The 21,907-nt window shown below is 52.7% G+C and carries 27 protein-coding genes; 15 read left to right on the plus strand and 12 right to left on the minus strand.

Going from position 1 to position 21,907, the window contains the following annotated elements:
• Positions 1-36: 36 nt before the first annotated feature.
• Positions 37-255, plus strand: a complete 219-nt coding sequence (gene infA, locus PsAD26_RS08540; protein ID WP_008549604.1) for a translation initiation factor IF-1 — start codon at positions 37-39, stop codon at positions 253-255.
• A gap of 77 nt (positions 256-332) precedes the next feature.
• Positions 333-968, plus strand: coding sequence for a Maf family nucleotide pyrophosphatase (locus PsAD26_RS08545; RefSeq protein ID WP_063310022.1), 636 nt, complete (start codon positions 333-335; stop codon positions 966-968).
• Between the two features lie 17 nt (positions 969-985).
• Here the strand turns inward: PsAD26_RS08545 and PsAD26_RS08550 are convergent, their stop codons facing one another.
• Both PsAD26_RS08550 and PsAD26_RS29670 read right to left on the minus strand, forming a co-directional pair.
• Positions 986-1,345, minus strand: coding sequence for a hypothetical protein (locus PsAD26_RS08550; protein ID WP_063310023.1), 360 nt, complete (start codon positions 1,343-1,345; stop codon positions 986-988).
• Positions 1,345-1,743, minus strand: a complete 399-nt coding sequence (locus PsAD26_RS29670; protein WP_193758275.1) for a hypothetical protein — start codon at positions 1,741-1,743, stop codon at positions 1,345-1,347. The genes PsAD26_RS08550 and PsAD26_RS29670 overlap by 1 nt, the downstream gene beginning before the upstream one ends.
• Here PsAD26_RS29670 and yacG point away from each other — a divergent pair.
• The 8 genes from yacG to paaE all read left to right on the plus strand — a co-directional run bounded on the left by yacG (position 1,728) and on the right by paaE (position 8,838).
• A complete protein-coding gene (gene yacG, locus PsAD26_RS08555; protein ID WP_063310024.1) occupies positions 1,728-1,925 on the plus strand; it encodes a DNA gyrase inhibitor YacG in 198 nt (65 codons plus the stop codon). The two genes, PsAD26_RS29670 and yacG, sit on opposite strands and share 16 nt — an antisense overlap.
• Positions 1,926-2,269: 344 nt before the next feature.
• Positions 2,270-3,868: a 5'-nucleotidase C-terminal domain-containing protein gene (locus PsAD26_RS08560; RefSeq protein WP_063310025.1), complete on the plus strand. Its 1,599-nt coding sequence runs from the start codon at positions 2,270-2,272 to the stop codon at positions 3,866-3,868.
• A 157-nt stretch (positions 3,869-4,025) separates the two neighbouring features.
• Positions 4,026-4,916, plus strand: a complete 891-nt coding sequence (locus tag PsAD26_RS08565; protein WP_153041468.1) for a PaaX family transcriptional regulator C-terminal domain-containing protein — start codon at positions 4,026-4,028, stop codon at positions 4,914-4,916.
• Positions 4,917-5,045: 129 nt separating this feature from the next.
• Positions 5,046-6,029 carry a 1,2-phenylacetyl-CoA epoxidase subunit PaaA gene (paaA, locus tag PsAD26_RS08570; protein ID WP_063310027.1) on the plus strand — a complete coding sequence of 328 codons (984 nt, stop codon included), beginning with the start codon at positions 5,046-5,048 and terminating at the stop codon, positions 6,027-6,029.
• Between the two features lie 106 nt (positions 6,030-6,135).
• Positions 6,136-6,423, plus strand: coding sequence for a 1,2-phenylacetyl-CoA epoxidase subunit PaaB (paaB, locus tag PsAD26_RS08575; RefSeq protein WP_063310028.1), 288 nt, complete (start codon positions 6,136-6,138; stop codon positions 6,421-6,423).
• Between the two features lie 7 nt (positions 6,424-6,430).
• Complete coding sequence (gene paaC, locus PsAD26_RS08580; protein ID WP_153041469.1) at positions 6,431-7,189, plus strand: 1,2-phenylacetyl-CoA epoxidase subunit PaaC; 759 nt, start codon at positions 6,431-6,433, stop codon at positions 7,187-7,189.
• 14 nt (positions 7,190-7,203) lie between these two features.
• Positions 7,204-7,713, plus strand: a complete 510-nt coding sequence (gene paaD, locus PsAD26_RS08585; RefSeq protein ID WP_063310030.1) for a 1,2-phenylacetyl-CoA epoxidase subunit PaaD — start codon at positions 7,204-7,206, stop codon at positions 7,711-7,713.
• Positions 7,714-7,755: 42 nt separating this feature from the next.
• Positions 7,756-8,838, plus strand: a complete 1,083-nt coding sequence (gene paaE / locus PsAD26_RS08590) for a 1,2-phenylacetyl-CoA epoxidase subunit PaaE (protein WP_063310031.1) — start codon at positions 7,756-7,758, stop codon at positions 8,836-8,838.
• Between the two features lie 94 nt (positions 8,839-8,932).
• Here paaE and PsAD26_RS08595 read toward each other — a convergent pair whose 3' ends face one another.
• Positions 8,933-9,358: a PACE efflux transporter gene (locus PsAD26_RS08595; RefSeq protein ID WP_084403608.1), complete on the minus strand. Its 426-nt coding sequence runs from the start codon at positions 9,356-9,358 to the stop codon at positions 8,933-8,935.
• 102 nt (positions 9,359-9,460) lie between these two features.
• On the opposite strand from PsAD26_RS08595, the gene PsAD26_RS08600 reads away from it, so the two are divergent.
• Positions 9,461-9,958 (plus strand): MarR family transcriptional regulator, encoded by a 498-nt coding sequence (locus PsAD26_RS08600; protein ID WP_063287355.1) that lies wholly within the window; start codon positions 9,461-9,463, stop codon positions 9,956-9,958.
• A gap of 51 nt (positions 9,959-10,009) precedes the next feature.
• Here PsAD26_RS08600 and PsAD26_RS08605 read toward each other — a convergent pair whose 3' ends face one another.
• Positions 10,010-12,484 carry a protein kinase gene (locus PsAD26_RS08605; protein WP_063310095.1) on the minus strand — a complete coding sequence of 825 codons (2,475 nt, stop codon included), beginning with the start codon at positions 12,482-12,484 and terminating at the stop codon, positions 10,010-10,012.
• A gap of 212 nt (positions 12,485-12,696) precedes the next feature.
• On the opposite strand from PsAD26_RS08605, the gene PsAD26_RS08610 reads away from it, so the two are divergent.
• Positions 12,697-13,185: a GNAT family N-acetyltransferase gene (locus PsAD26_RS08610; RefSeq protein ID WP_084403609.1), complete on the plus strand. Its 489-nt coding sequence runs from the start codon at positions 12,697-12,699 to the stop codon at positions 13,183-13,185.
• 223 nt (positions 13,186-13,408) lie between these two features.
• A complete protein-coding gene (locus tag PsAD26_RS08615; protein WP_063310034.1) occupies positions 13,409-14,122 on the plus strand; it encodes a DNA helicase in 714 nt (237 codons plus the stop codon).
• Positions 14,123-14,201: 79 nt separating this feature from the next.
• Here the strand turns inward: PsAD26_RS08615 and PsAD26_RS08620 are convergent, their stop codons facing one another.
• On the minus strand, positions 14,202-14,819 hold the full coding sequence (locus PsAD26_RS08620; RefSeq protein ID WP_063310035.1) for a glutathione S-transferase family protein: 618 nt from the start codon (positions 14,817-14,819) through the stop codon (positions 14,202-14,204).
• A gap of 102 nt (positions 14,820-14,921) precedes the next feature.
• The gene (locus PsAD26_RS08625) at positions 14,922-15,824 is read right to left on the minus strand and encodes a LysR family transcriptional regulator (protein ID WP_063310036.1); all 903 of its coding nucleotides are present in this window, start codon (positions 15,822-15,824) and stop codon (positions 14,922-14,924) included.
• A 141-nt stretch (positions 15,825-15,965) separates the two neighbouring features.
• Here PsAD26_RS08625 and PsAD26_RS08630 point away from each other — a divergent pair, with 141 nt between their 5' ends.
• Positions 15,966-16,541: a cytochrome b/b6 domain-containing protein gene (locus tag PsAD26_RS08630; RefSeq protein WP_193758268.1), complete on the plus strand. Its 576-nt coding sequence runs from the start codon at positions 15,966-15,968 to the stop codon at positions 16,539-16,541.
• 57 nt (positions 16,542-16,598) lie between these two features.
• Here PsAD26_RS08630 and PsAD26_RS08635 read toward each other — a convergent pair whose 3' ends face one another.
• Positions 16,599-17,147 carry a sugar O-acetyltransferase gene (locus PsAD26_RS08635; RefSeq protein WP_063310037.1) on the minus strand — a complete coding sequence of 183 codons (549 nt, stop codon included), beginning with the start codon at positions 17,145-17,147 and terminating at the stop codon, positions 16,599-16,601.
• A 147-nt stretch (positions 17,148-17,294) separates the two neighbouring features.
• Positions 17,295-17,924, minus strand: a complete 630-nt coding sequence (locus tag PsAD26_RS08640) for an SDR family oxidoreductase (protein ID WP_063310038.1) — start codon at positions 17,922-17,924, stop codon at positions 17,295-17,297.
• 67 nt (positions 17,925-17,991) lie between these two features.
• Between PsAD26_RS08640 and PsAD26_RS08645 the strand changes: the two genes are divergently transcribed.
• Positions 17,992-18,576 carry a TetR/AcrR family transcriptional regulator gene (locus PsAD26_RS08645; protein WP_063310039.1) on the plus strand — a complete coding sequence of 195 codons (585 nt, stop codon included), beginning with the start codon at positions 17,992-17,994 and terminating at the stop codon, positions 18,574-18,576.
• Positions 18,577-18,595: 19 nt separating this feature from the next.
• On the opposite strand, the gene PsAD26_RS08650 is transcribed toward PsAD26_RS08645, so the two are convergent.
• The 4 genes from PsAD26_RS08650 to paaG are packed head-to-tail and all read right to left on the minus strand — an operon-like array spanning position 18,596 to position 21,816.
• Positions 18,596-19,207 (minus strand): TetR/AcrR family transcriptional regulator, encoded by a 612-nt coding sequence (locus PsAD26_RS08650; RefSeq protein WP_063310040.1) that lies wholly within the window; start codon positions 19,205-19,207, stop codon positions 18,596-18,598.
• 14 nt (positions 19,208-19,221) lie between these two features.
• Positions 19,222-20,535 (minus strand): phenylacetate--CoA ligase PaaK, encoded by a 1,314-nt coding sequence (gene paaK / locus PsAD26_RS08655; RefSeq protein ID WP_063310041.1) that lies wholly within the window; start codon positions 20,533-20,535, stop codon positions 19,222-19,224.
• A gap of 34 nt (positions 20,536-20,569) precedes the next feature.
• On the minus strand, positions 20,570-21,001 hold the full coding sequence (gene paaI, locus PsAD26_RS08660; RefSeq protein WP_057465005.1) for a hydroxyphenylacetyl-CoA thioesterase PaaI: 432 nt from the start codon (positions 20,999-21,001) through the stop codon (positions 20,570-20,572).
• Positions 21,001-21,816, minus strand: coding sequence for a 2-(1,2-epoxy-1,2-dihydrophenyl)acetyl-CoA isomerase PaaG (gene paaG / locus PsAD26_RS08665; RefSeq protein WP_208985576.1), 816 nt, complete (start codon positions 21,814-21,816; stop codon positions 21,001-21,003). The genes paaI and paaG overlap by 1 nt, the downstream gene beginning before the upstream one ends.
• Positions 21,817-21,907 lie beyond the last annotated feature (91 nt).

Below are 21,907 nucleotides of genomic sequence, written 5' to 3' on the forward strand. Positions count from 1 at the left end.
TCCGCGAAAATTCCATTTAACAAATCAGGAATCCTAATGGCTAAAGAAGAAATGCTGGAGTTTCCAGGCGTCGTCGTCGAACTCCTTCCTAATGCGACTTTTCGTGTGAAACTTGAAAACGATCACGAAATTATCGCTCACACTGCTGGTCGTATGCGTAAAAACCGTATTCGCGTTCTGGCTGGCGATAAAGTGCTCGTGGAAATGACACCATATGACCTCACAAAGGGTCGTATCACCTATCGCTACAAATAAGCGATCCACTGAGCGCGGGTTCATGATGAACCTGCCTTAGTTGAGCTCGGTCTGTAAATTTATCGGGGAACTGGCATATGACCAAAGAACTGCCGTTAGTATTGGCCTCCGGGTCACCACGTCGTCTGGCGTTGCTTCAGCAGATTGGTATAGAACCGGAATTCCTCTTGCCCGCAGACATTGATGAGACGCCTGTGCGTGGGGAAAGCCCGCGCGCGCTGGCTCAAAGACTTGCACGCGGCAAAGCCGCCGCTGCACGTGTTCTGATCGACCGGGATGACGAAAAAGCGCATTCCCTCATCCTGGGGTCTGATACGGTTGTTGCAGTTGGTCGCCGCATCCTGCCAAAGGCCGAGAGCAAGGAGCAGGCAAGTGTCTGCCTTCAACTGCTTTCTGGTCGCATGCACAAGGTTTACACCGGCGTTTGCGTGAACATGCCTGATGGTGTGGTTCGCACAAAACTGGTTGAAACCCGTGTAAGGTTCCGTCGTCTGTCTTCTCATGACACGGAAAAGTACCTCGCCTCAGGGGAGTGGCGTGGCAAAGCAGGCGGCTACGCTATTCAGGGCCTTGCTGGTGCGTTTATCGCACGTGTGATCGGGTCTTACCCAAGCGTTGTCGGTTTGCCTCTACTGGAGACCGCAAGCCTCTTGCAGTCCGCTGGCTATCCAACTCAAAAGACATGGGACGAAGACGCCGTTCCTGCTGCATAGGCAGGAGAAGGCTAAAGCTACCGCGCGAACCCACCCACAGTTTGCACGAACCGTGGTGATAGGCTCGCGAGCGCGTTGCGCAGCTCCTGTGTTGGCTTGCCGTAAACTGTCATACCTGTTGGGTGCAGTGTGTCCATAAACTGCTTTGCATATGTGTTGGAGAACCACGTCAGGTGCAGCATTGCCGAGTTGCTGTCCTTAAAGCTCGTAAAAATCTCGCAGGATTGACCATCTTCACTCAGGTACCAAACATAGGCTGTGGTATCGCCCTGCATCTGCTGGACTGCTTTCACCATCTCCACCATCAGTCCTTCAAAGACTTTCGGTTCTGCTGTGGCCATGTGCGCTGTCAGAATCCAAGAAACTTCATTGTTCATTATAAGCTTCCCCGGTTTTCGCGAGATACTGTCAAATCCATACAGAACTCATAGGGTATTTCTGAAAAGTGGTTCTGTTTCTCGGATAAGGATACGCGCATGTTCAAAAGTGCCTGCCTGTGAGTAATATTAGTCTGAACTTTAATCGCTGCAAAGTTGTTTGCACCTAAACTGTTTAACACCTTAAATTTAGGAGACAATTTCCAGTTGTGAAGAGGTGGGTGACGCGTCGTTACTCCTAATTCGGCAAAACCGTCAAAATGATCTGTTTTTATCTCTTGATGTCCTGCGTAATTCTGGCTAGAGGCACTGGCAGATGCTCTGCTGAGCCGGATAAGCGAACAGTCATGTCGTCGAAGATCAAAACTAGCAGTTGAGAGAGATGATGAAGAAGCCATCAGCAAAATGCCCGATCTGCGAGAAACCAGCACAAGAGGCAACAAAGCCGTTTTGCTCAGACAGGTGTAAACAGGTGGATCTCAACAAGTGGTTGAGTGGTCACTATTCCGTACCCGCAGTTGAGGAAGAGTTCTCTGAAACTGATATCTCTGACCTAGAAAATTCACGTATTCTGCACTGAGCATTTGGGGATAAATATTTCGAGAATCTAAGGGTTTTTTCGATAAATTTTACCAAATTAGGGCGTTTTCTACCTCTGATTTATTGAGCCAACAAGTTGATATATTATAAGGATTCTCAACAATCCTACCCCTTGTAATGGGTGCTAAAAAGGCTCGCGACAAAAAAGTCAGGCTCTGAATTTTTTTTCAGTTAGATGGCGAAATATATCTCCTTTAGTCTTGTGCCTGTCACAGTTATGGGCAATTGTACCGAGCGTGTTCTTGGGAGGTTTGCGCGGATATAGAGATTCTCGCGTAGCCGTCTCGTTAAATTGCTTGGGGCAATTGAAAAAAGGCAAGACCTATGAAAAAGCATCTCTTGGGCGCAACTGCGCTTTTGTTGTCTTTTGGCGTTTCCGCGCCGGCTATGGCAGAATTTGATCTGACCATTTTGCATACGAATGATTTCCATTCCCGCATTGAGCCAATCAACAAGTACGACTCTAATTGTTCCGCAAAGGATGATGCAAAAGGCAAGTGTTTGGGTGGCACTGCCCGTTTGGAAACAGCAATTAATGAGCGCCGTGCAGCTGCTAAAAACTCTATCCTCGTGGATGGTGGTGACCAGTTCCAGGGTTCTCTGTTCTACACTTACTACAAAGGTAAGGCTGCTGCTGAGTTCATGAACACTCTTGGTTACGACGCAATGACCGTCGGCAACCACGAGTTCGATGATGGTCCAGAAGTTCTCCGTGGCTTCATGGATATCGTGAACTTCCCGGTTCTTCTCGCAAACGCTGACTTTTCCAAAGAAGGTAAGCTGATCGGCGTTTTGAAGCCTACTTCTATTGTTGAGCGTGACGGTGAAAAAATCGGCTTCATCGGCCTGACGCCAGATGACACGCACGAGCTGTCCAGCCCGGGCGAGCATGTCACATTCTACGATCCAATCGAAGCAGCAACCAAACACGTTGCTGAGCTTCAGGCGCAGGGCGTGAACAAAATCATCGTTCTGTCTCACTCCGGTTACGACGTTGATAAGAAAATCGCTGCTGCAGTAGACGGTATCGATGTGATTGTTGGCGGTCACACCAACACTTATCTGTCCAACACGTCTGATCGTGCTGAAGGCCCATACCCAACTTGGGTTGAAGCTCCAAACGGTAAGAAAGCTGCGATCGTATCTGCATACGCTTACGGCAAATTCCTTGGTGAGCTGAACGTGAAGTTTGACGACAACGGCGATGTGATTGAAGCTGTTGGTGAGCCAATCATCATGGACGCGAAGATTTCTGAAAACGAAGTAACCAAAGCACGTATCGCAGAACTCGCTGGTCCGCTTGACGAAATTCGTACCGAAGTTATCGGCGCAACTGCAGCACCAGTAGATGGTGACCGTAAGTCTTGCCGCGCACGCGAGTGTGAAATGGGTGTTCTCGTAGCTGACGCTATGCTTGCAGCAACCAAAGACAAAGGCGTTGAAATCGCAATCACCAACGGTGGTGGCCTGCGTGCTTCAATCGACGCTGGTGAAGTAACCATGGGCGAAGCTCTGGCAGTTCTTCCTTTCCAGAACACTCTAGCGACGTTCGAACTTCAGGGTAAGTTCATCAAAACCGCTCTCGAAAACGGTCTGTCCAAGATCGAAGAAGGCGGCGGACGCTTCCCACAGATTGCTGGTCTGAAGTTCACCTTTGATGCGTCCAAACCTGCTGGTGAGCGTGTTGTTGAAGTAACTCTTGAAGACGGTTCTGCAATTGATGCAGACAAGCTCTACAAGCTTGCAACCAACAACTACGTTCGTAACGGTGGTGACGGCTACAAGATCTTCGCAACAGAAGGTAAAAACGCATACGACTACGGTCCAGGCCTTGAGTTCGTACTTGCTGACTTCCTGAAAGCGCAGGGCGGTGCATACGAACCTAAGTTGGCTGGTCGCATCACTGACGCAACTGCAAAATAAGCTGATCTTTTTGAGCAGATAAATTTAAGCCGGAGGCACACGCCTCCGGCTTTTTCTTTGCCTTGCTCATTATTGCTCTTTTTAAACAGAGGCTTGCACAAAAGCGCATTGACCGCTTACAAATATGCAGCTTCTGAACCTCAAAAGGCGTGTGAACGTGAGCATTCTCGAAACGGAACAACAAAGGCTCATTGATCGTTTTCACGCCCAAAAGCCAATCCGCTCCTGGTCGATGATCGTCTCGATCTTTGGAGATTGCGTTGCGCCGCGTGGTGCTGAGCTCTGGATGGGGAACATTACCGAGATCATGCAGATGGTTGGGGTCAACTCAGGAGTGGTCCGCACTGCTATGTCTCGTCTGGCCAATGATGGCTGGTTGGAGCGCACACGCATTGGCCGTAACTCTTTCTATCGCTTGACCAAAATGGGCCGCGAGACCTTTGATCAAGCAACGCCGCGCATTTATGCCCGTGGTCCAACCAAAGGCAATGGCAGTTGGATCACAGCAATTTTGAGTGAGGTAGAGGGGCGTGCTGAACGCCGGGAACACCTGACAGATCAGGGCTTTGGCGTGATTGCACCGAACGTATTGATCAAACCAAACATCGGGCAGCAACTGCCCAAGTCTTCCGACAAGATCGTGTTTATGCAATCCACGGCACCGCCAGAAAGAGCCGTGCAGCTTGCCCGGCAGGCCTGGAATCTGGAAAGCCTGCAACAGGGCTATCACGAGTTCATTGAGAACTACAGCGGCCTGCAAGCGCTTCTTGAGTGCGGCGCGCGCGCTCCTATTGCGCCGGAAACAGCTCTGATCATCCGTATCATACTGATCCATGACCTTCGGCGATTGGTTCTCAGAGACCCGGAATTGCCTCTGCAAGCCCTGCCAGATGAGTGGGCGGGAAGTGTTGCACGAGAGCTTGCAGCAGGCATCTACAACACTCTCCGAGACCACGGTGAGATCTGGCTTGATTCTAACGCCAAGAATGCAGAAGGCACGCTGCCACCTCCTGAGCCCGCTTTTTTTGAACGGTTCCAAGCTTTGTAATCATTAGCGAATTTAGAATTGTCCTAAAATGCACCCTTAAATGTTACAGAAAATACTTGTGAGAATGATATTCTGTGACATATTGAAGCGGAGACGAACATTGGTGTGCTCTTGGGAGGGACCTTACCTATGTACACGCAAGCATTGAACAACCCGGCTGTTGAAGCTGGCGTTGAGGACGAAGAGAAGCTTGCTGCTTTTCAAGCTCGCATTGATCGCGAAGAGAAGATTGAGCCCAACGACTGGATGCCAGCAGCCTATCGCAAGACGTTGGTTCGGCAGATCTCGCAGCATGCGCACTCCGAAGTGGTCGGCATGCTGCCAGAGGGCAACTGGGTGACGCGTGCTCCGTCCTTGAAACGCAAAGCCATCTTGCTCGCCAAGATTCAGGACGAGGGTGGACACGGCCTCTACCTCTATTCTGCCGCAGAAACTCTGGGCGTTTCCCGCGAAGAACTGGTCGATCAGTTGTTGACCGGAAAAGCCAAATACTCCTCCATCTTCAACTACCCGACCCTCAACTGGGCGGATGTTGGGGCTGTTGGCTGGCTGGTTGATGGTGCCGCGATCATGAACCAGATCCCGCTATGTCGCTGTTCTTTCGGACCTTATTCCCGCGCGATGATCCGCATCTGTAAGGAAGAGAGCTTCCACCAGCGTCAGGGTTACGATCTTCTCGTTGCCATGATGAAAGGCACAGCGGAGCAGCAGGAGATGGTTCAGGACGCCGTCAATCGCCTCTGGTGGCCTGCATTGATGATGTTTGGTCCATCCGACAAGGACAGCAAGCACTCAGCCGATAGCATGAAGTGGAAGATCAAGCGCTTCACCAACGATGAACTCCGTCAAAAGTTCGTCGATGCCACTGTGCCTCAGGCAAAGGTGCTTGGCATTTCTCTGCCGGATCCAGATCTCAAGCTGAATGAGGAAACTGGGCACTGGGAACATGGTGAACCGGACTGGGACGAGTTCTACAACACCATTAAAGGCAATGGCATCTGCAACAAGCAGCGGATGAAAGACCGCATCAAGGCGCATGAGGACGGTGCCTGGGTGCGCGAGGCTGCGCAGGCGTACGCTGCAAAGCAAGCCGCAAAGAAATCAGCTGCTTAGCGTATTCCCGAAAAGTGGAAACCGGTTTTCGGACAAGAATACGCAATAGAAACAGACAAAGCAGTTTTGCGATAATAGAGCAAAACTGCTTAAGGGAGGGCGGAACATGAGCGAACAAGCAACACCACTTTGGGAAGTTTTTATCAGAGCACGCAATGGCATGTCCCATAGACATGCCGGTTCTGTCCATGCAGCTGATGCGGAAATGGCATTGCAAGCAGCGCGAGACGTTTACACACGCCGCGGAGAAGGGCTGTCTATCTGGGTTGTCCCGTCAGCGGCTATCATCGCGAATGATCCGGACGAGAGGGGCGAGATGTTTGAGCCAACAGCTTCAAAGATCTATCGCCACCCGACATTCTATGAGTTACCTGACGAAGTCGCGAATATGTAAGGAGGCCATGATGACAGATACGGCACTATTTACATATTGCATGCGGCTGGCTGACGACTCCGCAATTCTGAGCCAGCGACTGGGCGAATGGTGTGGTCACGCTTCTCACTTGGAAGAAGACATCGCACTCACCAATATCGCGCTTGATCTCATCGGTCATGCCCGTGAGCTCTACACCTATGCAGGGCAAATCGAAGGCAAAGGCCGCGACGAAGATGCCCTGTGTTTCCATAGGGTTGAGCGGGAGTTCAATAATCTTCTGCTGGTCGAACAGCCCAATGATGACTTCGCATATGCCATCATGCGACAGTTCCTCTTCTCCGCGTTCATGCACCCGTTCTGGGAAGCGATGATGAACTCGAAAGATGAGCAGCTGGCTGGTCTGGCAGCGAAAGCAGAGAAAGAAGCAACCTACCATCTGCGCCATTCTGCTGAGTGGGTGATCCGTCTGGGAGACGGCACCGAGGAGAGCCACAATCGCATCAGTGATGCGTTGGAGTTTCTCTGGATGTACACCGGTGAGATGTTTGAGTGTGACGAGATTGTATCATCGCTGGTTGCTAAGGAAGTTGCCATAGACCCTATGTCTATCAAGCACTTATGGGATGAGACGGTGAACACGGTTCTGGTACGCGCCAATCTGGAGCGCCCAACTGAAAGCTGGATGCAGACAGGTGGTCGTAAAGGCGAGCACAGTGAGCATCTGGGACATATCCTGTCGCCAATGCAGTATCTGCAGCGCTCGTTCCCGCAAGCCCAGTGGTGATCGGGAGCTAACCCATGGCAGTTGCAGCGAAAATTCTGAGATCTGAGTTGGATCAAAAGGCCTGGGATGCGGTGTGCGATGTGCCCGATCCTGAGGTGCCGGTGCTCACCATTGAGGACCTTGGTGTCTTGCGCGATGTGCACGTGCAGGCAGATGGCTCTGTAGAGGTGACCATCACACCAACTTACACCGGTTGCCCGGCCATGAGCATGTTCGCATTTGATATTGAAGCGGCTCTGCTCACCGCTGGTTTTGAGAGGGTGGACGTCAAATCCGTCCTCGCGCCAGCCTGGACCACCGATTGGCTCTCAGAAAAAGCGCGTGAAAAACTAAGGGTTTACGGCATTGCACCTCCAAACGGCAAGGCCTCGCGCCGGGCCTTGTTTGGTGAGGAGCAAGTCCGTTGCCCAAAGTGCAACTCTGCCAACACCAGTCGCATTTCCGAGTTTGGCTCTACCGCTTGCAAAGCGCTGTACCGCTGCAACGATTGCTCCGAGCCTTTTGATTATTTCAAGTGCATCTGACCCGTTCGCCTGAAGGCACCGGTAGATGTAAGGGAGGAAACCATGTCGCCACGGTTTCATAGATTGAAGATCAAGTCAGTCCATCAGGAAACAGAGGAAGCTGTCTCTATCGCCTTTGAAATTCCTGCGGACCTGAAGTCAGATTATTCTTTTATTCCAGGGCAGTATCTCACCCTGCGCGAATTTATTAATGGCGAAGACACACGCCGATCCTACTCTATTTGCTCGTCTCCCAAGGATGATGATATCCGTGTTGCGATCAAAAAAGTAGAGGGTGGTCGCTTCTCAAGCTTCGCTCTGGATCATGTCTCTGTTGGCAATGAGATTGATGTGATGACCCCAATGGGCCGCTTCAATCTGCCAAGAGGAACCACTGAAGAAGCAAGGGTTTATGCCGCTTTTGCAGCAGGGTCCGGCATCACGCCAATCATGTCCATGGTGCAAGCTGTGTTGGAAGATGAGCCGAACAGCCACTTCTTCCTGTTCTACGGCAACAAGAATTCCCAGAGTGTAATCTTCAAGGATCAGCTGGATGATCTGAAGGATCGCTTCCTCGATCGCTTAAGTGTCTACCATGTCCTATCTCGTGAAGAGCAGGAGCTAAGCCTCTTCAATGGTCGTTTAACATCTGAAAAGATTGAGGAATTCATCACCAAGACCGTTGGTGAAAACAGCATCGATCACGTCTTCCTTTGTGGCCCGGGCGATATGATTGAGGCAGCCAGACAAGCCTGTCAAAGCCATGGCATTCCGCTGGAACACATCCATAACGAGCTTTTTGTCCCTGCTGATGGTGGTGATCCGCATGCAGCCCATAAAGCCAAGGATTCCAGCGCTGTAGATCACAAAGCAAAGGTCTCCATGATTGTTGATGGTGCGCGCCACGACGTCACTCTGGAGCCGGGTGAAACCATCATTGATGGTGCCCTGCGGTTGGGCATAGAAGCACCGTTCTCCTGCAAGGGTGGAATGTGCTGTACATGCCGGGCCAAAGTGGTGTCTGGTCAAGTGGACATGGCCGTCAACTACTCGCTGGAACCATGGGAGATTGAAGCAGGCTACGTGCTCACTTGCCAGTCCAGACCGAAAACAGATGATGTAACAGTCGATTATGACGATATCTGATCTATCAAAACGACAGTTTGCGTTGGTTTGAAAGGAAAAGCCGGAATTTGCGTTATTCCGGCTTTTCTTGCGTTCTTATGTCAGCACCACACGTTCAAACGGCTTTTGCAACCGGAACCGGGAACACCAGATCGTAAACCCAGTTGTAGACAAAGGCGTAAACCAGAAAGAACACCGCAAAGCCAATATCAAGCAACAATGCCTGAACAAAATTCATCTGCAGAAGCCACATGATTGCGACAATGCCAAATCCAAGCAGCCCGCCTTCAAACAACAGGGCGTGCACAATACGCAAGGCAACAGTCCTGGGCTTGGTACCACGGTTGGCCACATACCATTTGTCGAAGAGCCAGTTGTAAAGAAAGTTCCAGCCCATGGCGATCAGGGACATGACCAGTCCAAGAACACCAATCTCTGAAATGGAATGACCAGTAATCCAGCTTCCAAACACCGCGACGATGGAAAGGGCGATCCCTTCAAACAGCACGGAGTGTCGAACTCTGTCCCAGAAACTTCTCATGTCACACCTATCTATCTAAGTAGCTTTCTGGATAGGTATATTCAAACTATCTTTCTAGCAAGGTTTAATTTAGAAAACCGGTAGAGTTGTGATGAGGATCTCATGTCGAAAGCCTACCCAATGGGCAAAGCCCTGGAACAGATGCGCCAGAACTGGCCAGAAGCTGTCTCTGTAGAAACCGAGCTGTTTCTGAGTATGAACCGGTTCAGCGAAATCCTCGATCAGAACTGCACAAAAGAGCTGGAGGTCTATGGCCTGACCAACGGCGCTTTTGAGGTGCTGGTCGCACTGCGAGGCCGTCCTGAGCCATGGGAAATGTCCCCCAGTGATTTGTACCGTGCTCTGCTGATGACTTCAGGCGGTATGACCAAGATCCTTAAGCAGCTGGAGTCCGATGGCCTCGTCACGCGCATTGATCACGATACCGACAAACGCAGCAAGATCGTCCGCCTGACCAACAAAGGCAAAACCACCGTCGAAAAAGCCATGGATAGCGTCATGGCCGGCGACCGCCGCGTCATCTACCAGAACCTCACCAAAGAAGAAGTCCAATCCCTTCGTGATACGCTCCTCAACGTGGTCGTAAAGCTGGGGGTATAGGGGAAACTGTACATCATCAGATCACAGCAACCGCACCACGATCCTCCTTAATCAACCGCCTGGGCCTCCCTTCGCATGATTGATCAACGTGAGCGCCTGTTCTGCGGAAAGGCGGGTTGTTGGGTTCAGTTTGAGCAGACCGATGATGGCTTCCTTCATGTTTTGCGGAACACCAGCTAAGTGCCGCTCCAGCAACACGCGCAACTGGTTGGAGTCCTTGTTTTCACCATTACGGAATTCTACTAAATCCGTCTTCAAAAGCTCTGCAGTCGCACTTCCGGCAACGGCCGTCACCAGCAAGAGGCCAGCAGACCAGGCATCAATCTTCTCGCTCAAATTTTCCTTGTTCGGGCCAGGATTCTTTGCTTCAGGCGGCATGATGTCTGGGGTGCCGCTTAAATCAAACCCATCGGGCTCACCTTCACCAGTTCCCGTCGCTACACCTTCATGCGCCGTGGCAAGGTCGTAGTCGATGATCACCGGCACCTCATCGCCTTCCTCGCGGAACATGATGTTGTTGGGTTTCAGGTCCTGATGGACGATGTTGCGCTTGTGCAGGAAGTCCAGTCCATTCAGAAGGCCATTGGCAAATGCCTCTGCCTGTTCTTGGGGCATGCCCTTGTCTTCTGGGATGCGTTCAGCCAGATTGCCGCCCTTGAGCTTTTCCATCACCATGTAAGGCTCTTCCTGTTCGGTGATGCCGGTGCCTTTGATCTGAGGGATGTTCTCGTAGCCCTTTGCCCCGTCAAATTCAGCCAGCGCCGTCAGGATCTTCGCTTCATGCAGAAGCTGCGGAATGCCGATGTAGGTCAAAGGTTCTCCCGCCTCCACCTGCACCGCATTGGGGCGCTTCAAAACCGCGTTTTCCATCTCTGTGAAGTCCTGGAGCACGCCCGTTGCACCGTGGGCAAGAACGCCCGGCTGATCGTGTTCCCCGTCGACGATTGGTGGTGGAACATGCTGGTTCATGCGCAGGCTATGCTGTGTCGCGCGATAGCGATTGCCAAATTGGCGAGCGTCTCGCCCGCGCTGAGGCACCATCTCGATGCCTGTTGGCACACTGTCCGGCTCAATCACCATGGTGCCATTTCGCTTTCTCTGTACACGGATTGGGCTGCCTTCCTTAGGATCCTCGTTATAGACCCGTTCCGGTTCCTGAGGCTCTGGCTCAGGTGCCTGTGCCTGCGGTTGTTCTTCAGGCACATACTCCGGATTGTTCTGGTGCATCAGCTCAAGGGCTTGCTCAGCGGTCAGGCGTTCAGCTACATCAGCCCGCATCATGCCTTTGATGGCCACTTTGATGTGTTCAGGAGCCATTCCAAGGCGAGCATCAAGGGCTGCGTCAATCGCCACCTGATCCTCTCCGGCCAATCTGGCCTCCTGAATCAACTGTTGTTGGTTTTGCTTGCCGATGACAGCTGCGGCCAGACAAAGGCCACCAGTCCAGGAATCTGCTTTGGGGGTGATCTTCGCCAGATTGATCTCGCTGCCTTGTTTCTCTGGCGGCTGCATGTTCGGCTCACCATCCCGCTCATAGCGGAATTCTTCGTAGTCATCTGTGGTGGCAGCAATACCTTCTGTGGCGGAGGCGGCATTAAAGTCGATGATCACCGGTTCCACACTGTCCTGATCGCGGAACATGATATTGTCGATCTTCAGGTCCTGGTGGATCACATTGCGGTTCTGCAGGAAGGAAATTCCAGAGAGCAAGCCTTCAGCGAACTGGTCCAGTTGCGCTGGAGGAAGACCTTCATTCGCAATGCGGTTATCCAGCGTGCCGCCTTTGAGGTTCTCCATAATCACGAAAGGCTCACCATCGCCAGTCACGCCAGAACCCTTCACCTTGATGATATTTTCAACGCCCTTTGCACCTTCAAACTCGCCAAGAGCAGAAAGAATGGTGGTTTCATGAATGATGGACTCCATCCCAAGGAACTGGCGGTCTTCGCCCTCACCAAAGCTGTAAGGGCGTTTGATGACGGCATCCTCCATCTCCGGATAAGTTTGCAGGTACCCTGTCCCGCCGCGCCCAAGGGCATGTTCGTTCAGGTCAGCACCTTGTAGAGGTGGGGTGATTTTGCCTTCTACATCTGTAGACAATCGTGTTGGCGCATAAACCGCGTGGCGCACGCCGTCCAAACCAGCCCCATGACCAGTCGCAATTGTGCGGGGGACGGAGTAAGGATCAATGACCATCGTGCCATTGTCCTTGTACTCCACCTGCATCCGGCTGCCTTCCTTCGGCTTTTCGTTGGGGCGGTCTTGCATGGGAACTGCAAGCGGCGGCATATTCGGCATGCCCTGCGCAGGTGGAACTTGTGGCGCATCTGGCGGCTGAACCTCAGCATCATCGACCCGAACCTCTGGCCGCACCTGGTTCTCAGGACCACCAACAGGGATCTGCTCACCTTCACCGTCAGGTCCAAACTGCAGATTGAGCTCTTGCCCCATCGCCTGCACCCAGTTTTCATGGTCTGGAGCAGGGTTTTCGTTGGGTTGTTGTTCCCTATCGTTGCCAGGAGCCATAAACTCGCCCTTCTTGCCGACAATCTTAATCAACTGACCAATTATGACTCGGGGACGTCTCTGCTGAAATAACAAAACCAAAGAAGGCTAAGTAGTATTACTATGCCAATAAAGGTGATCGAGATACTCTATTCAATATTGCATTTGATCTGAGAGAAATTGAGCTGAAGAAAACAGCGCAACGCATAAAGGAGGGTGAGGGGATCAGTGTAATGAGAAAACCACTTGTAACGCGCCGTTGCTTACTCTCCCAGCCAATGCACGCAGATAAATCGGCACTCCGACGACTGTTCACCAATGAGCAAACGAGAATGTTTCTGGGTGGAAAGCAAAGTCCTGCGTCTATCGAAATCCGATGTGCAAAGGTGATTTCTGAAACGGAAGTGTATCATGCCACAGTGCGATCCAGAAGAGCCAATGAGTTCCTCGGCCTGCTCAGTTTAGCTCCTTATTATCAAGGAGAAGACATGGAAGTCTCCTACGAGTTCCTGCCGAAACACTGGGGGCAGGGATATGCAGAGGAAGCCCTCAATGCCTTCCTGCCATTCGCGATGCAGGAGCTGAACCTGCCATCCATTCTCGCTGAAACCCAACTCCAAAACACCTGCTCCATCCGCCTGTTACAAAAGCTGGGAATGCAACAAACCCGGCAACTTGAACGATTTGGCGAGCAGCAAGTTGTGTATCGGCTTGATCTTTGAGCAACCGGCAGAGGCTGGGTCTTCTTAGCAGCATGTTGAAAAACACAACTGGCTCTTGATTGCAGCAAGCTAGATTTCTATCCTTGCAACAAGGCTAAGTCCAAGCCTCCGCCCTCCAACTCGGGAAGCATTTTACATGTAGGACTTCAGGATCAGAACCATACTGTTCGAGCAAGCGCATAAGGAGGGACTGCAATTTGTGCTCTGAAGAGAGGGTTCTTCAATGAAACTATCCAGTCCTGTTCACCAGCTGAAAAGACAAGCAAAGCTCACCGCGCGCGAAAGTGGCATGCCGTTGCATGCGGCGCTGGATCAGCTTGCACAACAAGAAGGCTATAGCAGCTGGAGCCACCTGTCGGTCTCAGGCTCCCGGTCTGGCCGGGCTCAAAAATGCTTGCGCCAGTTGGACGGCGGAGATCTTGTTCTGATCGCAGCACGTCCGGGTCAGGGCAAAACCTTGTTTGGATTGGAACTGGCCATTCAAGCCAGCAGAGCAGGGGGCGAGAGTTACTTCTTTACCCTTGAGTACACGCCTGCAGATGTTTTGAAGCGTGTATCCCAACTTGGCTATAATCCTGCTGAGATGAGGGATGCTTTCCATCTGGATTGCTCAGATGAGATTTGCGCCAGCTACATCATCAATGAACTTCGGGATGCGCCCCAAAAGACGCTTGTTGTCATTGATTATTTGCAGCTGCTTGATCAGAAACGGCGAAACCCGGAACTCTCATCCCAGCTCAATGTGCTCAAAGAGTTTGCACGGAAAACAGGCATTATCATCGCATTGATATCGCAGGTGCAAAGGGACTTCGATCTTGCGAGTAAATCCTTGCCCGACCTGTCAGATATTCGTCTTCCAAACCCGGTCGACCTGACTGTCTTCACCAAGTCGTGCTTTCTCCATAACGGAGAGATTGCATTTGAGATGGCAAACTAAAACACCCAATTGGTGCTGAGCCAATGCAAAGCAGCTGCCCCAAATAGGATGCGGCAGCTGCACACTCTGGTTCTGAAGCTTATCCCAGCATCCCTGCAGCTTTCACCGCTTTCACGCAATCTCGCTCTTCCATCAGCTTCTGGAAGGCGTTGAACTTTGGAAACGGAGTGATGTCCACACCATCGCCCTTGAGCCACGTGCTCACCACGTAAAGGTAGGCATCTGCAATGGAGAAGGTTTCGCCAAGCACGTATGGGCCTGTGATGATGTTCTCTTCCACATAGGCGCAGCAGGCTGTCATGGTCTCTGGCACCTTGGCACGCATGTCCTCCCAACTCGCTTCCTTATCTGCCCAACGGGCACCACGAAGCTTATGGGCGTGGTTCACATGCATGGTGGAGGCCAGATAGTACATGGCCTCACGCATCTTGGCGGCCTTAAAGGGATCAGAAGGCTTCAGGCTGTCATCCGGTGCAAGATCAGCGACATAGTCGAGCAGCGCGCCAGCCTCTGTCAAAATACCATGGTCTGTCACCAGAACAGGAACACGGCCCTTTGGGTTCACCTCTAACAGCTGCGGACGGCTGACATCAGGGTTCCTAAAATCAATTTTGTGCGTGGTGTAGGGTACGCCGGATTCTTCAAGAGCAATGGCAACGGCAATCGAGATCGTGCCGGGGGCATAAAACAGTTTCATAGGTCACTTATGTTCGCTGGAATGATCAGATGCCCACAGACTATACGCAGCTTCACCAACCCGCAATTGAGGTTATTGTGACCTGCACTTAAGTCGGCAGTTCTAACGCCGGTAAAGCTCTCCCTGCATGTCGCGCTTCAAATCCATGAGCTCATCTGCGAGGAAATCCACAAAACGGCGAATCCGCACGGTTTTGCGTAAATCAGCATGAAGCACGATCCAAAGCGATTGTCCTAACTCAGCTTTTGTACCGGGGACGCGGCAAAGATCAGGAAAGAACTTTTCAAACACAACGGGAAGGTAAGAGATACCGCAGTTCTCTCTCAATAGCCGAAGGCGCATATACCCGTCAGAGACCATGTGCCGGATGTCAGCATGAGGGAAGGGGCTTTGAGCGACCCAGTTGGCCGCCTGTGTGTCTCCCGGCCACCCAATCCACGAAAGACCGGAGCCTTGCGGCCCGGACTGTGCAAACACGGTGTCAATGTAGGCTTGGCTTGCATAGATGCCGATGGTCATGGGGTAGAGTTTGCGGGCAACCACATCCTCGCTCACTTCATAGGCCGCACGCAGAGAGACATCTGTCTCGTCCTTGTTGATCTCCTCAACGGCAGAAGTCAGCCTCAGCTCCACCTGAATATCAGGATAAGCTTCCTGAAACCTGCTGATGATCGGAGAAATCACATCATAGGCAAAGGTGGGCGTGACAGAAAAGCGGAGCGTCCCCGCTTCGCTCTTGTCCAGCCCCTCAACGCGTTTGCGCGCATTGATGATCACCTGTTCAGCCTGCTCAGCAAACGGAAGCACGGCTTCGCCGGCATCAGTCAGTTTGAAGCCTTTGGTGGAACGACTAAACAACGCCACACCATAACTGGCCTCAAGAGCCTGAATATTGCGGTTCACAGTGCCATAGTTGGTGCGAAGCAACTCAGCGCCCGCCCGCAAACTGCCCGCCCGCGCAACAGCAAGAAAAGACGGCAACAGCTCCCAGTCCAATGACCTCATGGTATCTCTTTTGTTACATCAGAGTAATGCGATGTTTCTTATCATATCATTCTTGTTCTCTTTGTGTAACGTAAAATGCACTCCAGACATAATCAGGAACCCGCCGTCGGTTCCTTTTACGATTGATGATTGGAGCACCCGATGACAACACGCTATCACCCGGTCTTAGTAGCCCTGCACTGGATCCTGGCCCTTATGATATTTATGGCTTTGGTGGTGGGAGGGCCCATGATGGCAGCTATGGAAAGCACCGACCCGCAAAAGCTCACCGGCATGATCGGACATATCATCTGGGGCATGGTCGTTGGGGTCCTCCTGCTCCTGCGCCTTATCACTCGTCTCGTGACAATGAAGCCTGCAAACGCAGACACGGGGCAACCCGCACTCAACACGGCCGCTGGGCTGACCCACTGGGCCATGTATGCGCTGGTCGCAGGCATGGTGCTCTCTGGTCTCGTCATGGCCAACAACGCAGACCTCTTCGCAATAACGCTGGGCGGTTCCGGAGACCCACTCCCGGCAGATCTTACGGTACATCCCGCACGTGTCGCCCATGGTGTCATCGCAAAAGTGCTGATCGCTCTGATTGTGCTGCATGTTGGTGGATGGGCGTTCCACCAGTTTATCCTGCGAGATCGCCTCATCAGCAGAATGTGGTTTGGAAAGAGACAAGCAGTTTCGCAGGCAGAGGCCGGGCAACAAACGCTGGAAGCCTGACCCCGATCCAAACTGGCTGCATGGGAAAACCGGCAGCCAGCTCCTCTCTTTTGAGGGTCAGCCTCTCACCCGTGCGGGGTTGCCCACCACGGTGGCTCCGGCTGGTACGTCTTTGGTCACCACGCTGCCTGCGCCAACAATGGCCTCATCGCCAATAGTCACGCCCGGCATGATGATCGCGGCACCGCCAATCCACGCTCGCTTGCCAATGGTCACGGGCTTGGCAAACTCCAGCCCTGCGCAGCGCTTCTCAGCGTCTTTGTGGTGTTGGGCGCAGTAGATCTGCACATTGGGGCCAAGCATGGTCTGGTCACCAATGCGGACAGGCGCAGTATCCAAAATCGTGCAGCCTGCATTGAGGAAAACCCGCTCGCCCAAATGAATGTTGATGCCATACGCGCAGTGAAAGGGCGCTTCAATGATTGTGCTGTCAGTGGAGCTGCCAAGCAGAGCACGCAGGGCAGGGCTGATCCACCCGCGCTTGCTTGGGTGCAGGGTCCGATGCTCATGTACAGCGTGATAAGCAGCTTGCCGCAGCGTCTCCAGCTCGTCATCGATGCAGGTGTACCATTCACCCGCTTCCATCTTTTCGCGTTCTGTTTTCATGGTGGGTCTATTCCTTGAGTCTTCTGGTAACTCTCGGAAAAATAGAAGAGTCTTGCAAGCTGCATTTTTATGGCAACAAGGCATTTGGGAAAAAGGCAGGCATCGCACACCGCAAAGCCTGCCTGTCATTTAGCAAAACCCGCAGCCTCAATTGGAGATCCCCACAGCGCGGTGAAGGTACTGCGCCTCAGAGAGCTGGCGACTGAGAAAACCGGCAATATCTGAAGGAGCAATCTTCAGGGAAAGGCGGCGTTCAGAAGCTGGGAAATTCTCTTTGTAGCTGCCAGTTGCAAGGGCTGGTGCAAACGCGCTGGGCCGCACGATAGTCCAGTCCAAACCGCTGACACGAACCAGTTCCTCCTGCAATTCATGATCCTTGAACACAGGTCGCAACAACGCGCCAAACATGATCCGCTTCCAGAAGAAGTTGAGGTTCGGCCAGCTTTCATGAGCACCCAGAGTGGACTGACAGACCAGCCGCTTCACCTCATGTTGCTGCATTCCCAAAATGACATTGCGCGTACCAGCAGACCGGATGGTGCTGTTGCGCGACATCCCCGCGCCAAGCGTAATCACCACGGCATCCTGTCCCTCAACAGCGGTGGCAACTGCATCGCGGGATGCTGCATCACCAGCACGGAGCGTCAGGTTTTCATGTTCAATCTGTAACTTGCTTGGGCTGCGGGCAAAGGCTGTCACCTCATGCCCATCTGCAAGCATCTTATGCGTGGCGAGTTTGCCAACAGTGCCTGTTGCACCAAATACGATAACTTTCATGGCTCTATCCTTCTAGCTTTACACGATGTCAAGTTGACATCGTGTCAATCGCACCTATATTGACATCATGTCAAGTCAGAATATTCCCACTCGTGATCGCATCCTCAAATCCACATGGCAGTTGTTGGAGGCCGGAAATGGCAGTGCTGTGCGCATGTCAGACATCGCAAAAGCTGCAAAAATCAGCCGTCAGGCGCTCTATCTGCACTTTCCCAACCGGGCAGATTTGCTCACTGCTACAACGCGTTATCTGGATGAAGTGCACGACATAGACGCAAAGCTGGCTAAAAGCCGAAGCGCTGCATCCGGTACGCAAAGACTGGAGATCTGGGTCGAAACCTGGGGCAATTACATCCCGACGATTTTTGGTGTGGCCAAAGCTTTGATAGCCATGCAGGAGACCGATGAAGAGGCCGCTGCTGCTTGGAACGACCGAATCTGCGCCATCCGTGATGGCTGCGAAAAAGCGGTGCAGGCGCTCAAGGCAGATGGCGCACTAACAGACAGCATGAGCGAAGAAGAAGCAACCGATATGCTTCTCACCATCCTCTCCGTCCGCAATTGGGAACAGCTGCGCATCGACTGCAACTGGACGCAAGCCCGCTACATAGACATGATGCAGCAGCTCACCGCAAAGGCGCTGGTGAAATAATAAGAGCGGCAGGCGAGGCTTAACTCGCCAGTTTCCCCTGTATGGACTGCGAGCCGTTCAGCAACAACTGCACCACCAGATCCGCGTAACCTTCGCGGGTCAAGTCGCCGCCCGGTTTAAACCATAAATAAGACCAGTTGAGCATGCCAAACAGGCTCATGGTAACGGGCTTGATCAAAGCACTTCCATCGCCAAACTGCGGGTTTGTGGCCGCAACCGCCTTGGCGAAAATGGCGACAAGCTTGCGCTCCAGCTCAATGATGTCCTGCTTCTTCTCCACGGGCAGAAAGGACAGCTCATTGATCTGCAACTTATGCTCAGAGTCTGCGTCCTCATAAGCCAGCAGTAAAGCACGGCACAGGCCGCGTAAGCGTTCCAACGGGTCCTGCTCTGCCTGAGCAACACTTTCCACCGCGTCCACCAGCTCTTCAAGGTGAGCGCTGATGATGTCGATCAGCAGCGTCTCTTTGTTCTCGTAGTAGTGATAGAGCAAAGCCTTTGAGAAACCACAGATCTTGGCGAGCTGTGCCATCGAGGTTTTGTCATAGCCTTGCTGCGCAAAGGCGCGCGCCGATAGTTTCAATATGGATTTGCGTTTGTCGTCATAATCCGCTGCTCTGGTGCGCGCCATGCTTTTTAATTCCGTTAATCTTCTTTAGGCCGCAGGTCGATAACCCGCGTGGCCTTGCCTTGGCTTCGTTCTATGGAATTTGGCAGGCCCACGTCTACCCCAACCGAAATTCCGATGTTGTTTTTCACATGAACCGCCAGTTCCTTGGCGCTTGCCAGACGATCAGCGTCAGATGTTGCATGTGCAGCGGCTTCCACGTTGACGGTCAGCTGGTCCATACGCCCCTTACGGGCAATCTGGATCTGGTAGTGAGGGGAGAGCCCGTCACAGCGCAGCATCTGCTCCTCAATCTGGGTCGGGAACACATTCACACCGCGTACGATCATCATGTCGTCAGACCGACCAGTGATCTTCTCCATACGCCGCATCTTGCGGGCTGTGCCCGGCATCAGGCGGGTCAAGTCGCGGGTGCGATAGCGGATGATCGGCAGGCCTTCCTTGGTCAGCGTGGTAAACACCAGCTCACCTTCCGATCCATCTGGCAGAACCTCTCCGGTCACCGGATCGATAATTTCGGGATAGAAGTGATCCTCCCAGATGTGTAGGCCATCCTTGGTCTCCACACACTCCTGCGCCACACCCGGACCCATCACCTCAGAAAGGCCATAGATATCAACCGCATGCATGTCGAAGGCTTGTTCAATCTCTTCGCGCATGGAGTTGGTCCATGGCTCAGCTCCAAAGATGCCGATCTTGATGGAACTCTTGCGCGGGTCCAGCCCTTCTTTGCGGTACTCATCCAGAATGGAGAGCATGTAAGACGGGGTGACCATGATGATCTCTGGCTTGAAATCCTCAATCAGCCGCACCTGCCGCTCTGTCATGCCGCCAGACATTGGAATAACGGTACAGCCAAGCGCTTCCGCCCCGTAATGCGCACCCAGGCCACCTGTAAACAGCCCATAACCATAAGCGATGTGCACTTTGTCACCCGGCTTACCACCTGCTGCACGAATGGAACGCGCAACCACACCGGCCCAGGTTTCAATATCCTTCTTGGTGTAGCCAACAACGGTTGGCTTGCCTGTGGTGCCAGAGGATGCATGAATGCGGCAGATATCCTCTTCCGGAACAGCAAACATCCCGAACGGATAATTGTCGCGCAAATCCTGCTTGGTGGTGAATGGAAACTTCGCCAGATCAGCAAGGCTTTGCAGATCATCAGGATGCACGCCAGCTGCATCAAAGCTGTCTTTGTAGAACTTTACGTTCTCATAGGCGTGCCGCACTGACCAGCGCATGCGCTCCAGTTGCAGCGCTGCCAGGTCTTCCCGTCCTGCCGTTTCAATAGGCTCCAGATCGGGCCTGCGTTCTTCAACCTCCAACATTTTCTCCTCCTCAAATGCTGGTCATCCATAAATATTAGGTGCTTAACTCGATATGCGTCCCTTTGATGGTCCTCGAGTTTCCGCGAAATTCTGCAATATGCGCGCCGTCCTGATTGCGCACATGAATGTCGTAAATGCCGGATCGGCCTTGCACGGTAAGTTCCTCGGCTGTTGCCGTTAAAACATCATCTTCAAAAGCAGGGGCGAGATACGTGATGGAACACTGGAAGGCGACAACACGTTGGTTATGGCTGTTGCATGCAAACGCAAAGGCACTGTCTGCAAGGGTAAAAATGTACCCGCCATGACAGGTCTTATGCCCATTGGTCATGCGCTCCATCACCTTCATGGAAATCACAGCCCGTCCGGGTGCAATCTCGTCCAACGTCATCCCAAGCGCTTGTGTCGCCTCGTCTTCGTCCCACATGGAGGCCGCAACAGCCTCCGCTAATTCCTGCTTGTTCATCAGCGCTTGCCTGAATACTTTGGAGCCCGCTTATCCATGAAGGCCGTCACGCCCTCCAGATAATCCGGTGTCCGTCCGGCTTCGCCCTGGTAATCCCGCTCCAGATCAAGCTGTTCATCCAGCGTGTTGCCTTCAGACGCATTCAGCGCTTGCTTGATCAGACCAAGGCCGATGGTTGGTCCAACAGAAAACTCCTGCACCATGGCAGTGGCTTCTTCCAGAAAGGTCTCGGCAGAAGAGCACTTCCAGATCATGCCCCATTCCGCGGCCTGCGCAGCGGTGATCGGTGTGCCGAGCATGGCAAGGCCACGTGCACGGGCAGAACCCACGAGACGCGGCAGGAAGTAGGTGCCACCAGAATCCGGCACCAGCCCGATCTTGGCAAACGCCTGAATAAACTTGGCTTTCTCAGAGGCAATCACGATGTCACAGGCCATGGCAATGTTGGCGCCAGCACCAGCTGCCACGCCATTGACCGCACACACGATCGGTATATTGATCGACTTCAGCTTGCGGATGAGAGGATTATAAAAATCACCGATGGTCTGGGTCAGGTCCGGTGGAGGGGAGTCTGGTGTCGGCTTCACGCGGTCACCAAGATCCTGACCAGCGCAGAAGCCTTTGCCTGTAGCCGTCAGCAAAATGGCGCGGCAGTTGTCATCTGCGTCCGCAGCTTCCAGCGCCGCATAGAGTGCGCGGTGCATCTCGTCGTTGAACGAGTTCAGCTTGTCAGGGCGGTTCAGCGTAATCACGTGGTAGGTGTCTTTCACATCCACCAAAATACTCTGCTCGGAAATGACTGTGGTCTCGCTCATGGTCTCTCCCTCCAAATAGATCAATCATCACTCACCAGTGAACCACCAATTTGCTCCCAATGAACTTCCAAATTCATGAGGAGAGCCCTCT

Source organism: Pseudovibrio sp. Ad26, from assembly GCF_001623285.1.
Taxonomy (GTDB): Bacteria; Pseudomonadota; Alphaproteobacteria; order Rhizobiales; family Stappiaceae; genus Pseudovibrio; species Pseudovibrio ascidiaceicola.

Excerpts from the sequence above, each read along its gene's own strand:
- PsAD26_RS08645 (WP_063310039.1), top strand. The coding sequence starts at position 17,992 with ATGTCAAGTCAGAATATTCCCACTCGTGATCGCATCCTCAAATCCACA.
- PsAD26_RS08600 (WP_063287355.1), top strand. The coding sequence starts at position 9,461 with ATGTCGAAAGCCTACCCAATGGGCAAAGCCCTGGAACAGATGCGCCAG.
- PsAD26_RS08625 (WP_063310036.1), bottom strand. The coding sequence starts at position 15,824 with ATGAGGTCATTGGACTGGGAGCTGTTGCCGTCTTTTCTTGCTGTTGCG.
- PsAD26_RS08615 (WP_063310034.1), top strand. The coding sequence starts at position 13,409 with ATGAAACTATCCAGTCCTGTTCACCAGCTGAAAAGACAAGCAAAGCTC.
- PsAD26_RS08545 (WP_063310022.1), top strand. The coding sequence starts at position 333 with ATGACCAAAGAACTGCCGTTAGTATTGGCCTCCGGGTCACCACGTCGT.
- yacG (WP_063310024.1), top strand. The coding sequence starts at position 1,728 with ATGATGAAGAAGCCATCAGCAAAATGCCCGATCTGCGAGAAACCAGCA.
- PsAD26_RS08560 (WP_063310025.1), top strand. The coding sequence starts at position 2,270 with ATGAAAAAGCATCTCTTGGGCGCAACTGCGCTTTTGTTGTCTTTTGGC.
- PsAD26_RS08630 (WP_193758268.1), top strand. The coding sequence starts at position 15,966 with ATGACAACACGCTATCACCCGGTCTTAGTAGCCCTGCACTGGATCCTG.
- infA (WP_008549604.1), top strand. The coding sequence starts at position 37 with ATGGCTAAAGAAGAAATGCTGGAGTTTCCAGGCGTCGTCGTCGAACTC.
- PsAD26_RS08595 (WP_084403608.1), bottom strand. The coding sequence starts at position 9,358 with ATGAGAAGTTTCTGGGACAGAGTTCGACACTCCGTGCTGTTTGAAGGG.
- paaD (WP_063310030.1), top strand. The coding sequence starts at position 7,204 with ATGGCAGTTGCAGCGAAAATTCTGAGATCTGAGTTGGATCAAAAGGCC.
- PsAD26_RS08550 (WP_063310023.1), bottom strand. The coding sequence starts at position 1,345 with ATGAACAATGAAGTTTCTTGGATTCTGACAGCGCACATGGCCACAGCA.
- paaI (WP_057465005.1), bottom strand. The coding sequence starts at position 21,001 with ATGAACAAGCAGGAATTAGCGGAGGCTGTTGCGGCCTCCATGTGGGAC.
- PsAD26_RS08610 (WP_084403609.1), top strand. The coding sequence starts at position 12,697 with ATGAGAAAACCACTTGTAACGCGCCGTTGCTTACTCTCCCAGCCAATG.
- paaB (WP_063310028.1), top strand. The coding sequence starts at position 6,136 with ATGAGCGAACAAGCAACACCACTTTGGGAAGTTTTTATCAGAGCACGC.
- PsAD26_RS08650 (WP_063310040.1), bottom strand. The coding sequence starts at position 19,207 with ATGGCGCGCACCAGAGCAGCGGATTATGACGACAAACGCAAATCCATA.
- PsAD26_RS08635 (WP_063310037.1), bottom strand. The coding sequence starts at position 17,147 with ATGAAAACAGAACGCGAAAAGATGGAAGCGGGTGAATGGTACACCTGC.
- PsAD26_RS08605 (WP_063310095.1), bottom strand. The coding sequence starts at position 12,484 with ATGGCTCCTGGCAACGATAGGGAACAACAACCCAACGAAAACCCTGCT.
- paaG (WP_208985576.1), bottom strand. The coding sequence starts at position 21,816 with ATGAGCGAGACCACAGTCATTTCCGAGCAGAGTATTTTGGTGGATGTG.
- PsAD26_RS29670 (WP_193758275.1), bottom strand. The coding sequence starts at position 1,743 with ATGGCTTCTTCATCATCTCTCTCAACTGCTAGTTTTGATCTTCGACGA.
- PsAD26_RS08640 (WP_063310038.1), bottom strand. The coding sequence starts at position 17,924 with ATGAAAGTTATCGTATTTGGTGCAACAGGCACTGTTGGCAAACTCGCC.
- paaE (WP_063310031.1), top strand. The coding sequence starts at position 7,756 with ATGTCGCCACGGTTTCATAGATTGAAGATCAAGTCAGTCCATCAGGAA.
- paaK (WP_063310041.1), bottom strand. The coding sequence starts at position 20,535 with ATGTTGGAGGTTGAAGAACGCAGGCCCGATCTGGAGCCTATTGAAACG.
- PsAD26_RS08620 (WP_063310035.1), bottom strand. The coding sequence starts at position 14,819 with ATGAAACTGTTTTATGCCCCCGGCACGATCTCGATTGCCGTTGCCATT.
- paaA (WP_063310027.1), top strand. The coding sequence starts at position 5,046 with ATGTACACGCAAGCATTGAACAACCCGGCTGTTGAAGCTGGCGTTGAG.
- paaC (WP_153041469.1), top strand. The coding sequence starts at position 6,431 with ATGATGACAGATACGGCACTATTTACATATTGCATGCGGCTGGCTGAC.